General features: G+C 67.2%; 9 protein-coding genes and 1 tRNA gene. 4 read left to right on the forward strand and 6 right to left on the reverse strand.

From position 1 onward, the window contains the following. Nucleotides 1-6: 6 nt before the first annotated feature. A tRNA-Arg gene (locus ACUSIJ_RS22180) sits at nucleotides 7-83 on the reverse strand. Between the two features lie 186 nt (nucleotides 84-269). Between ACUSIJ_RS22180 and ACUSIJ_RS22185 the strand changes: the two genes are divergently transcribed. Continuing rightward, nucleotides 270-1106: a hypothetical protein gene (locus ACUSIJ_RS22185; RefSeq protein ID WP_449310604.1), complete on the forward strand. Its 837-nt coding sequence runs from the start codon at nucleotides 270-272 to the stop codon at nucleotides 1104-1106. A 69-nt stretch (nucleotides 1107-1175) separates the two neighbouring features. Beyond that, nucleotides 1176-2741 (forward strand): M48 family metalloprotease, encoded by a 1566-nt coding sequence (locus ACUSIJ_RS22190; protein WP_449310605.1) that lies wholly within the window; start codon nucleotides 1176-1178, stop codon nucleotides 2739-2741. Between the two features lie 177 nt (nucleotides 2742-2918). Here ACUSIJ_RS22190 and ACUSIJ_RS22195 read toward each other — a convergent pair whose 3' ends face one another. From ACUSIJ_RS22195 to ACUSIJ_RS22215, 5 genes are all read right to left on the reverse strand, one after another. Then, complete coding sequence (locus ACUSIJ_RS22195) at nucleotides 2919-3503, reverse strand: CarD family transcriptional regulator (protein WP_449310606.1); 585 nt, start codon at nucleotides 3501-3503, stop codon at nucleotides 2919-2921. Between the two features lie 578 nt (nucleotides 3504-4081). After that, nucleotides 4082-4420: a ferredoxin FdxA gene (gene fdxA / locus ACUSIJ_RS22200; RefSeq protein WP_449310607.1), complete on the reverse strand. Its 339-nt coding sequence runs from the start codon at nucleotides 4418-4420 to the stop codon at nucleotides 4082-4084. Between the two features lie 382 nt (nucleotides 4421-4802). Beyond that, nucleotides 4803-5213, reverse strand: a complete 411-nt coding sequence (locus ACUSIJ_RS22205; RefSeq protein WP_449310608.1) for an RNA-binding S4 domain-containing protein — start codon at nucleotides 5211-5213, stop codon at nucleotides 4803-4805. A gap of 253 nt (nucleotides 5214-5466) precedes the next feature. Continuing rightward, entirely contained in the window at nucleotides 5467-9009 is a 3543-nt protein-coding gene (locus tag ACUSIJ_RS22210; protein ID WP_449310609.1) for a helicase-related protein, read from the reverse strand. Nucleotides 9010-9400: 391 nt separating this feature from the next. Continuing rightward, on the reverse strand, nucleotides 9401-10276 hold the full coding sequence (locus tag ACUSIJ_RS22215) for a DUF3108 domain-containing protein (protein WP_449310610.1): 876 nt from the start codon (nucleotides 10274-10276) through the stop codon (nucleotides 9401-9403). A 507-nt stretch (nucleotides 10277-10783) separates the two neighbouring features. On the opposite strand from ACUSIJ_RS22215, the gene rpmB reads away from it, so the two are divergent. Then, nucleotides 10784-11080 (forward strand): 50S ribosomal protein L28, encoded by a 297-nt coding sequence (gene rpmB / locus ACUSIJ_RS22220; RefSeq protein ID WP_449310611.1) that lies wholly within the window; start codon nucleotides 10784-10786, stop codon nucleotides 11078-11080. Nucleotides 11081-11103: 23 nt separating this feature from the next. Next, nucleotides 11104-11715 carry a queuosine precursor transporter gene (locus ACUSIJ_RS22225; protein ID WP_449310612.1) on the forward strand — a complete coding sequence of 204 codons (612 nt, stop codon included), beginning with the start codon at nucleotides 11104-11106 and terminating at the stop codon, nucleotides 11713-11715. Nucleotides 11716-11746: the final 31 nt, after the last annotated feature.

Raw genomic sequence — 11746 nt, forward strand, 5'->3', positions numbered from 1 at the left:
TATAGGTGGTGTCCCGGAAGGGATTCGAACCCCTGACCTACGGTTTAGGAAACCGTTGCTCTATCCTGCTGAGCTACCGGGACCCAGGCCTGGGCCGATGGTCTTTTCCGCCGTGCCGTGGGCTGCCCGCCGGAGAACCGTGTAATCATGCCGCATGCAGCACTCCGCGCGGATTTCCCGGCGGCCCTTCACAACTGCGAACGCCTTCTACTAACATATGCGCGATGATCGCGCACCGGTTCTTTTCGCCTTTCATGTGGCTTTGCACAGTGGCGTTGGCTGCTGTGCCGCTCGCGTTCCTGTGTGGTGCGGCAGGGGCCGTGGCGGCCTGCCTCGATGCTTCGGGCGCCGGCGAGCCCGTCGCGGTGGCGCGCGTTACCGGGCATGGCGACGTCGCGCTCACGGATGGCCGCATCCTTCGCATCACCGGCATCGCCCCGCTGGACGACGCGGCGATGGCGGCGGCGATCAGGCGCCATGTCGCGGACGGCGTGCGCGTCGTCGCCGTTGCCGGCAAGCCCGATCGCTGGGGGCGGCATGACGCGCAACTCGCGGTCAGCACCGAGACCGGCGTCGTTTCCCTGATCGAGCCGCTCGTGGCGGAAGGGCTTGCCGTCTGGCGCGCCGACAGCATCCTGCCGCCCCGGGCAGCCGCAAGGTCGCCGGCCGCGGGCCTGTCCGAGGCCTGCGCGGCCCGGCTCAATGCGCTGGAGGCGGCGGCGCGCCGCGCCGGTCGCGGCGGATGGGGAGGGGCTGCGCCGATGCCGCTGGCGGCCGACGACCCGCGTCGGCTGAAACAATATGAAGGCCGATTCGTTATCGTCACCGGCCGGGTTGTATCCGTCGGCGAACGGCGCAAAATGATCTACATCAATTTCGGGCGGATCTGGAGCCGGGACTTTTTCGTCGAGATCGTCCGCACGGACTGGGAGAAGATGGCAAAAGAAGGCGTTACGGCCGGGGCGCTGGAGGGCAGGACGGTGATGGTGCGTGGAGACTTGCTGTTGCGGGACGTCGCGAGCGGGACGGCGCGCCGGACTACTGGCAGCGCGCCGGTAATCAGGCTATCAGTGGCGCGTGGTATTTCCATTGTGGATTCGGATTGAATCGATGTGCGGGGCTGTCGGGTGCAGAGGTCTTGGGTGCATGGGTTTTCAATGCGGTGTTCCGATCAGATGGCATCGCCCGGTTTGCTGACGTGCGCTCGCGACAGGCGGGAGCAGGCCCATGCTGCGGGAGAGGGCGCACGGCCGGCGGCAGGCAGGTTGCGGTGGCGCGTTCCGGTTGCGGCGCGCGTTGCCGCCATCGCCGCCGCGTTCGGGGTGGCAGGATGCGTGATCAACCCCGCCGGGCGCGAGCCCTCCGAGGCCGCATCGCTCTCCCCCGCCGTGCCGCCGGCTGCGCCGCGCGTCGCGGCCGTCACCCGGCCCGGCGATCGCGAGCACCAGCGCCTGGTGGCGGCCTTCGGCGGTGTGTATCAGTCGCCGAAGGCCCAGCGCATGCTCGACGATCTGGTGGCGCGCCTCGTGCCCGCCACCGACAGGCCAGACCTGAACTACCGGCTGACTATCCTGGACTCGCCGCTCATCAACGCATTCGCCCTGCCTTCCGGCAATATCTACGTCACGCGGGGCCTGCTGGCGCTCGGCAACGACGCCTCGGAGGTTGCCGGGGTGCTGGCGCATGAGATGGCGCACGTCACCGCCAACCATGCCCTGGCGCGCGACGAGCTGGAAAAGCGCACGGATCTGATCAGCCGGGTCAACACGCATGTCTTGAACGATCCGGCCAAGGACGAGGCCTTCCGCGCAAATGTCAGGGGAACGATCGCGGGGTTCTCGCGCGAGCAGGAGCTGGAGGCCGACCGCATCGGCATCCGCACCAGCGCACGAGCCGGCTATGACCCCTACGGCTCGGCCCGCTTTCTGGAGGCGCTGGACGGCAGCGTCAGGCTCGGCCGGGAGGGCAGCCGACAGTCGGGCAACGCGGCGGGTTTCATGGCGACCCATCCGAGCACGCCGCAGCGCGTCGCATTGGCGCTTCGCGGCGCGCGCGAAGTCTCGCCGCCGGGGGTCGGCACGCGCGACAAGGGCGCGTATCTCGACGCCATCGACGGCATCAGCTGGGGCGAGGATCCAGCCAACGGACAGGTGCGCGGGCGCGTCTTCCGCCATCCGCGCCTCGGCATCACGTTCACCGCGCCGGAGGGGTTCGTGCTCGACAATACCAGCCAGGCGGTGCTCGGCGTCTCCAGCGGGGGGGAACTGGCGCTGCGGCTCGATGCCGTGGAGCTGGACGTCACCATGCCGCTCGACACTTTTCTGGCTTCCGGCTGGATCAACGGCGTCACGACGGAAAGCACGACGCTTACCAGCATCAACGGCCTGCCGGCCGCGACCGGCGTCGCGCGGGGCAAGGAGTGGACCTTCTATCTTGGCGCGGTCCGGCTCGACAAGACGGTCTTCCGTCTCGTCATCGCCACGCGCCAGCCCGATGCGCGGATCGAAAGCGAATTCCTGACGGCGTTCGAGAGCCTGCGCCAGATGACGCCGGCCGAGATCCGTGCGATCCGGCCGTTGCGCATCCGCGTCGTGACCGCCTCGGCGACGGACACGCCGGAAACCCTGGCGGCACAAATGGCGACCTCGACCATGGCGCTCGAGCGGTTCCGCGTCCTCAACGGCCTGCGTCCCGGCCAGCCGCTGACGGCGGGCGAGCGTTACAAGCTGATCTCGGAATAGCGAGGGGGCACCCAAACGACGACAGCCGATCCCGCGGGACCGGCTGTCGTTATCTCTAGGGCGATACGCCCGGCATGCCGCCGGGTCTTTCATCCACCGGCGCGAGGCGGCAAAACGACCCGGCTGCGCCGTCCTCGGATGGCGCTCGGATTGCCTTGCGTTCGCATCGGTAGGGGATCAGGCAGCTTCGTCTTCCAGCTCCGCGGGAGCCTGCTCTTCGTTCGCGGCCTTCTTGGCCGGACGGCGAGGAGACTGGGCGAGGGCGGTCTCGACGATGCGCATGGCTTCGGTGTCGGTGCCGCCGTTGACGGCCGCGATTTCGCGCACGATCCGATCGATCGCGGCTTCATAAAGCTGGCGCTCGCTATAGGATTGCTCGGGCTGCGATTCCGAACGGTGCAGGTCGCGCACGACCTCGGCGATCGCGATCAGGTCGCCGGAGTTGATCTTGGATTCGTATTCCTGAGCGCGGCGCGACCACATGGTGCGCTTGATGCGCGCGCGTCCGGTAAGGGTTTCCAGCGCCTTGTCGACGAGCGAACCCTCCGCGATCTTGCGCATTCCAACGCTGGCGGCCTTGGCGGTGGGCACACGGAGAGTCATCTTGTCCTTTTCGAAGGAGATCACGAACAGTTCGAGCGTACAGCCCGCTACGACCTGCTCCTCGATGGCGATGATCTGACCAACGCCGTGGGCAGGATAGACAATCGACTCACCGGTCTTGAAACCCAGGCGCTGGGCAGTCTTCTTGGCGTTGTTCATAGTTGTGGTTGCCTCCTTCTCGCTCCACAAGGGATGCGACATGCTCGTGGCGAGATGGCGTCCGGACAACGACTGACCGCTCGCAGCCCTTGAAAAATGGCCGCACGCAAATACGACATGCGCGACACGATGCATACCGCCCTATGACAGCAGCACCAAGCCGTCATGCCGTTCATGTCAGTCCGTTGATTGTTGAACCGCTACCAAGTCCGGGCAGCATGCCTCACCACAAAACCGATCAATAAAAATCAGCATAACATAACGCTTGGTAGAAATCAAAATTGTTAACATCTCTCCCACGCCCGCCGCCTGGGGAGCGTCTGCTATGCGGCATCTGCACGTAAATGAAATCAAATAACACTTTCAGGCAACGTTCATGCATTCGAAGCATGGCGGAAGTAAGGCGTCCACGCTCCATCGCAAGGCATCGTCAGCGAATCGGTCTTGTGGCCAATAGCTTAGCGAGGCCGGATTGCAGCAAGATGACAACACGCGACGGACCGGGGGCGGCGCTTTCCGCGGTTCATCGGAGGCGCCGAAACGGTCCGGATTCCGAAGGCGCGGCCGACCTGCGACAGTCAGTCGCCCTCGCCGGCCTCCGGGGAGAAATATTGCTCGAGCTTCTCGGGTACGCCGTCGAACTCCGCAGCTTCGGGCAGGGGGTCCTTCTTCTGAGTGATATTGGGCCAGATCTTGGCATAATCGGCATTCAGCTTGAGCCATTTCTCCAGGCCGGGTTCCGTGTCCGGGCTGATGGCTTCGGCAGGGCATTCGGGCTCGCACACGCCACAGTCGATGCACTCGTCCGGGTGAATGACGAGCATGTTCTCGCCCTCGTAGAAGCAATCGACGGGACAAACTTCAACGCAATCCGTGTACTTGCACCGAATGCAATTGTCGGTGACGACGTAGGGCATTCACCTCTCCTGCCGTCGGCACCCGGACGGAATCCGGCGGGCCGACATCGCGATAGACCGTTCGACGCGTTAGGAGGCATCACCGTTTCACCGAAACCGTGAAACCCCTCACTTCGTTATTTCAAGCGCATGCCGGCCGATCAGACGACTCGATCCGACCGGAGAGCGCTCAAGGGTGAAACGGACATGTCCCGCGCGAGAAAACATGTCGATTCATCAGGTTGCCGCCGCCGACGCCTCATCGCGACGGCTGCTGCGTGACTTGCCGGTACGATAGCGCATTGCGTCGATAGAGCAAGTAAAGCTCTCTGCGCACCCCACGGCGCAGAAGGCCGTGACGCTATGTTTCCCGATATATCTGGACTGCTTCCAAACTGGTCCTCTAGCGATAATCGTCGTCGGGCGCAAGAGCGTCGTCGTCTTCGCCGATATCAGGATTTCGCATGGGTCCGGCGTCTCCGGCCGGCCCGTCCTCGCCCACCCCGTCCTCACCCGCCGCCTGCCCTGGCCCGGCAGGAGCGCTGAGCAGCTTGTACAGGCGGCGCGCATCCGGCGCCGAGCCGCGCCTCTCGGCGAAGTCCGCGACCTCGATCACGATGGTGGCGTGCGCGAGCGCCAGCGTCAGAATGTCACCCGCCCGCACCTTCTTGGAGGGATCCGTCACCCGCCGGCTGTCGATGCGGACATGGCCTTCGCTCACCAGCCGCGCCGCAAGCGTGCGCGTGCGGGCCATCCGGGCGTGCCACAGCCACTTGTCGAGGCGCTGTCGGAAAGGGGCCGCGGTTTCGGGCAAGAGCGCTCCTGACCGGAGCGCAGCCTGATCCACCGGGATCGGATTGCGCTCCTCGATGTTGCGATTGGGGCGGGTGCCGACCGGATTCCTGCCGGCCGGAACGCGCTTCCGGGCAGCGGACTTTAGCGCGGGTCCCTTGCCGCCGCCCTATCCTGTTGTCGTCACATGATTGCGTCGGCCCTCGGCATGCCCTTGCCCGAAGGCGTCTCGATTGTCCGCGGCCCCGCGCCGGGATGGTTCATTCCGGGATGCTTCATTCCTTGTCGTTGCCGCGCGATTCGAGCGCCTGCTTGAGGACGGCGAGCTTGGCGAAGGGCGAGTCCGGATCGGGCGCGCGCTCGTGACGTGGCGCGGCGTTCTTGCGGTCCTGCCAGGATTTGGACTGGGACCCCTTGCCGTAGGACCCATGGCCCTGCGCCGGCTTGCCGTGAGGCCCGCCCTGTCCCCGGCCGCCGCCGCCGTTGCGGTTGCGGCCGAACCCGCGTCCATCGCCGGCGCCCTCGCGCGTGCCGTCTTCCTGTCCGCCGCCGCGGGAACGCGAGGCGTCGCTATAGGCGTCGAGCCGCCGCTGCCGCTCCGGCCGTTCGTGACGCTGCGGCGCGCCGGCTTCGCCGGACTGCGGCGGGCCATCGTGGCGCCTGTCCTGCCGTTGGTGCCCGGCCGCGTCGCCGGCGCCCTGCTGGCGCTGATGGCCACGCCCGCCTGCGCCCCTGCCGCGCCTGTCGCCCTGCCGCTGATGGCCGGGCTGATGCCGATGCGGACGCCAGACCTCGATCTCGACGATCTCGGCAGGCTCCTCCTTGCCGGACGCTTCTTCGGCAGCCGTTGCTTCCTCGGCAGCCGTTTCGGCGACGCGGTCCGCCGGTGCTTCCGCGCTGGCCTCTGGCGCCGGCTCTGCCGGCTGCTGCGGCTCCTCTGCCGGCTCTTGCGCGGTCTCCTGCGGCCCCTCCGGGGCAGGCGGCGCAGGCGCGGTCTCGGCGCCGCCCTCGACCACCGGAGCCGGCGTCTCCTCGCCGTCCGCAGCCGCGACAGCGACGGCCGCGTCCGTGCTGTCCGCCGGCGGTTGCTCGGGGGAGGGGGCGGATTGGTCCGCCGTCACCTCGGCAGCGGGTGCTTCGACCGAGGGTTCATCGGCGGCGGAGGGCTGCCCGTCGGCAGCAGCGGCGGTGGTCGAGGGGTCCGTTCCCGCGTCCGTTCCTGCGGCCGCTTCCGCTTCCGCCGCCTGTGCCGGCTGCTGAGCCGGCTCTGCCGGTTCCTGCGCGGCGGGCGCCGAGATGAGGCGCGGGGCGGGCACCAGTGCCACGGTGATCGCCGGGCCGGGGCGTTTTTCGATGACATAGCCGAGCGAGCGGAGAATCGAGGCGAAGTCCTCGCCGGCGCATCCGGCAAGCGACGTCATGGCCACCGTCACCACGAAGCCGTCGCCGTCGGCGGCTCCCGCTGGCGGCTCGCCGGGCGTGACGCCGGGCCGGTACGCGATGGCGGGACGGATGAGGTCCGCCAGGCGCTCCAGAATGTCGACGCGCAGCACCCGCTCGCCGCAGACGCGAAAACCCGCTGCCCGATAGAGGCCCTTGGCGATCTCCGGCGTCACCTTGAACGAGGTGCGGCCCGAGGAGGCGAGATGGGCGATGTCGTCGATGCCGGGCTGGTCGAGGCCACCGTGCTTCAGGGCCCACAATTGGGTCGCGAGCGCGCGCGGCGCGGGTTTCAGCAGCTGCGGGATGTAGAGATGGTACGCCCCGAAGCGCACGCCGAACTTGCGCAGGACAGCGCGGCTCTCCTGATCGAGGCTCTTGACGTCCTGCGCGACGCGCGAGCGCTCCAGCACGCCGAGCGCCTCGGCGATCTGGAAGGCGATGCCGCGCGCAAGCCCCGTGACTTCCTCGGCATTCTCCAGGAGGTCGAGCGAGCCGAGCAGCTTCGTCACATGCGCCTTGAGCCAGGTTGCGAGCCGGGCCTCCACCTTCTCGCGCGCGCCGGCGGCCAGCGTATCGTCCGCGACGATGCGCTGGCCGGGCGACAGCAGCTTCTCGCCCTCGACGAGACGCGCGACGGCGTCGCCGTTCCAGCGGATCACGCCGTCGTTGGAGAGCACGAAGGAATCGTCGCCGCTCGCCGCGAGCTTTTCGGCGCGGGCCTCTATCTCACCGGTGAGCGCCTTCTGGGCGGCGGCGCGCAGCGCCTTGGCCTCCTGTCCGTTGACCTGTCCTTCCGCTTCCGCATCCGGCGCAAACTGGAATCCCTGCAGGCGGCCAATGTGTTGGCCTTCGACCAGGACATCGCCTGCAGTGGTGACTTCGGCTTCGAGCATCGCATTCTCTCTCAGGCGGCGCATCAGTACGCTGGTGCGGCGATCCACGAAGCGGCTGGCGAGCCGCTCGTGCAACGCATCGGATAGTCTGTCCTCTACCTGACGTGTCACGTTCTGCCAATGGTCCGGATCACGCAACCAGTCAGGTCTGTTCGCCACGAATGTCCAGGTGCGCACCTGCGCGATGCGCCCTGAAAGCGTGTCGATATCGCCGTCGATCCTGTCGACATGCCGGATCTGACGGGCGAACCAGTCGTCGGCGATCGCGCCGTCACGCATCAACGACTGGTAGATGGTTCCGACGAGTTCGGCATGCGCAGCGGACGCGACTTTCCGATAGTCGGGAACCTGACAGACCTCCCACAGTCTTTCAACCGCGCTTTTGCCCCGCGCGACGTCGCGGACGCCAGAATCGCGCGCCAGCACGTCGAGCGCCGCCACGTCCTCGGCGATGGGCGCGCGTGTCAGCCCCGGCTCGCTGGGCGTCGCGGCGAGACTCGCCTGCAGATGGGCGACTGTGCCGAAATCGAGATCGGGGTTGCGCCATTGCAGGATGCGCACGGGCTCGAACAGATGGTCCTCCACCGCCTCGACCATCTCGGCGTCGAAGGCCTCGGCCCGGCCGGTGGTGCCGAAGGTGCCGTCCTTGAGGTGGCGGCCGGCGCGCCCGGCGATCTGCCCGATTTCCGACGGGTTGAGCGGCCGGAAGCCGAAGCCGTCGAATTTTCGCGTCGAGGCGAAGGCCACGTGGTCGACATCGAGATTGAGGCCCATGCCAATGGCGTCGGTGGCGACGATGTAGTCCACGTCGCCGGACTGGTAGAGCTCCACCTGTGCGTTGCGCGTGCGCGGCGACAGCGCGCCGAGCACCACCGCCGCGCCGCCGTGCTGGCGGCGAATCAGTTCGGCGATCGCATAGACCTCTTCGGCGGAGAAGGCGACGATGGCCGAACGGCGTGGCAGGCGCGTGATCTTCTTCTCGCCGGCGAAGGAGAGCTTCGACAGCCGGGGCCGCGAGACGATGTTGGCGCCGGGCAGCAGCTGCTCCACCAGCGGGCGCATGGTGGCGGCGCCGATCACCAGCGTCTCCGCCCGCCCGCGCTGGTTCAGCAGCCGGTCGGTGAACACGTGGCCGCGGTCGAAGTGGCTCGCAAGCTGGATTTCGTCGATGGCGCAGAACGCCACGTCGATGTCGCGCGGCATGGCCTCGATGGTGGCGATCCAGTAGCGGGCATTGGCGGGCTTGATCTTTTCCTCGCCGGTGATGAGCGCCACGGCCCCCGTGCCCGCCCGCTCGGCGACCCGGTTGTAGACCTCGCGCGCCAGGAGCCGCAGCGGCAGGCCGATCATGCCGCTTTCGTGCGCCAGCAGCCGCTCGATGGCGAGATGCGTCTTGCCGGTGTTCGTCGGCCCCAGCACGGCGGTGACGCCACGTGCGCGCACACGCGCTGGCAGCGAGCGGGGAAGGAGGTTAAGCGCCATGAGGGAAGGACGATACTCCGGAGCCGGCCGCTCGCCGGGCGTTCTTTTCCAGACAATGGGGCCGCCAGTTCATGCGGGTGCCTTGCTTCTGCCGGGACTCGCGGATGACATCCGCCCCGGATAAAACGTGCGGGATTCGCCCACCATGCCGGAATCGCGAATGCCACTAGGCATGTGTAGCATATTGACGCCGCGAGGCCAGCATCGTGATTTCCACGGCTTCCGATCGGCATTCGGCCAGGCCGTGCCTGACGATGCGACGGGCATTCACCATGGAGAATGAACGTGGCCGGAACGAAAGCGGCCCGAATCGCACACCACGCCGGAATCGGTATCTGTTCACCTTGACAAGCCTTACAGGCCGGTATCCGTGTAGGCTCGGCGAATCGTCTCAGTTGCTCGCCTGCTGTTCACGCGGGGACCGGGAGGCGGGTGCGAGATCGGGCGTCGCCGTGCCGCCGGGAAAACGCGTCGCCTCGATCACCACGAGGCCGATGGGCGAGCGCACGGATATCCGATAGGGCAGGAACAGCCGGCCGCCCGGAGCGGGGGCGAGCCACAATTCGATGTTGCGGTTGTTTTCCATGAACCTGATGTCGGCGCGGTCGGGCACGTGGCCGGCGATCGACCGGTAGCGTCCCGAGCACACGGAAACCGTACCGGAGAAAGCGCGGCCGTTGATCTTGTGTGCCCGGACGAACGACAGCGGGACGTCGAATCGCGCCGAACCGTCGAAGAGCGGCAGCGTGCGGTTGCATGCCGCCGGATCGCCGGCCTCCGCGTGCCCGGCTACCGGCATCAGCAGCGCGCTCACGGGATCGACGATGTTGCGGGTGTCCGCGTCGCGCAGCGGGACGCGGTTCTGGCGTGCGGGCACCGGCGGCGTCACCTTCAGCGCCCGCACCGTGCCTTCGCTGAGCGCCATGCGCACGCTCACCGATTTGTTCCCCGACGCCGTGGTCACGGCGAAGGTCGCCGGGCGCACGGTGTCGCCCGCCAGCCTGCCGGTGGCGCTGCCCGCTCCCTTGCCGTCCGTCATGACGCCGGCAAGCCCGGTCAGGCGCGTCCATACCTCGGTCTTGTACCTGTCTCCGTCGAGGGTGAACCTGAGCTGCGCCACGCCGATCTGCATGCCCATCAGGGTGACATCGTAACGGCTTTCGAATGTCGCGGTCCTGTCATCCGCCCGCGCCTCGGCCGTCTGGAGGGGGATGGCGGGAAGGGACAGCCCCATCAAGCCCGCCGCCAGGAAAAGTTGCCGCATCATACGCTGATACTCCCTGACCGAAAGCCGGGACGGCGGACGGAAAACCGCAGCCGCACAGCTCTGTCTCTTCAGTTCATGCACCAAATTCATCCAGAAACGGAACCCGTTCCCGGTCTGATGCGCTATCGCCGGGATGCCCGCCGCGGCTGCGCGGCAGCCGGTGTCGGGCAGGCGGCCGGATCTGGCGGAATCATTGTTGTCCAAACACGCGCAACAGAATCGCCCACTATGGATAACGATCTGTAAACACGCCGGGTGTTTCTTCCACATGGCGGCGAGAGCGTGGTTTTCATCCCGATGCCCCTAACTGCCGGCCGTTTGCGTCATTCGCATGACAAAGCGGCGCGTCCGCCTTGACGCGGATGGCGCTCATACACTATACACGCCCATCTTTCATGGGACATGGGATGTCCGCGCTCCCGGCGGCAACGTCGGGCTTTTGCCGTTACGCGGTTGTTTGCGTCCGGCGCGGGGCGCCCCACAAGCACTAACTTAAGGATCATCGTCATGGCGCGCCGCTGCGAACTGACGGGTAAGGCCGTTCTCGTCGGCCATCTCGTAAGCCACTCGAACCGCAAGACCAAGCGTCGGTTCCTTCCCAACCTCGTCAGGGTGACGCTGCAGTCGGAGACGCTGGATCGTTCCGTGCGTCTGCGCATCAGCGCCTCGGCGCTGCGCTCCGTCGAGCACCGCGGCGGCCTCGATGCCTTCCTGATCAAGGCCGGCGAGGAGGAACTGTCGCTCGGCGCGCGCGCGCTGAAGCGCGAGATCACCAAGAAGCACGCCGAAGCGGCCGTGAACTGAGCTTCGTCCGGCCGGGCATTCTCATGAGCAGCGTCGGTGACGAGTTCAGGTGGTTGTGGTGGCCCGTGGCCGCCATGGCCGCTGTTGTCGTCGCATCAAACATTGCCGTTCAGTACCCGTTCACGCCCTGGGGCCTGCAGGATTACCTGACCTGGGGCGCGTTCACCTATCCCGTGGCGTTCCTGATCACCGATCTGACCAACCGCCGATTCGGCGTTCGGGCGGCGCGCCGCCTCGTGGCGGTCGGGTTCATGATCGCCGTGGTCGTCTCCGCGGTCCTGTCGGAGCCGCGCATCGCCGCCGCATCCGGCATCGCGTTCCTCGCCGGCCAGTTGCTCGACGTCTCGGTCTTCAACCGCCTGCGCCGTCTCGTCTGGTGGCGCGCGCCGCTGGCGTCCGGCCTGATCGGTTCGGCCGTCGACACGGCGCTGTTCTTCACGCTCGCCTTTGCCGGCGTTGTCACCGACGTGGCGGTGTACGGCCTCGCGGGCTGGAGCGTGGCTGCACCCGTGTGGATGGCCTGGGCGGTGACCGACTTTCTCGTCAAGGTCGCCATGGCGCTGCTGATGCTCGTGCCCTACGGCGCGCTGCTGCGTGTCGTCGTGCCCGTCGACGTCCCGCGCGTGCGCGGCTGACGCCTGCCGGCGGCATGAAAAGCAAAAGCCG

It is taken from the genome of Pseudochelatococcus sp. B33 (genome assembly GCF_053570585.1).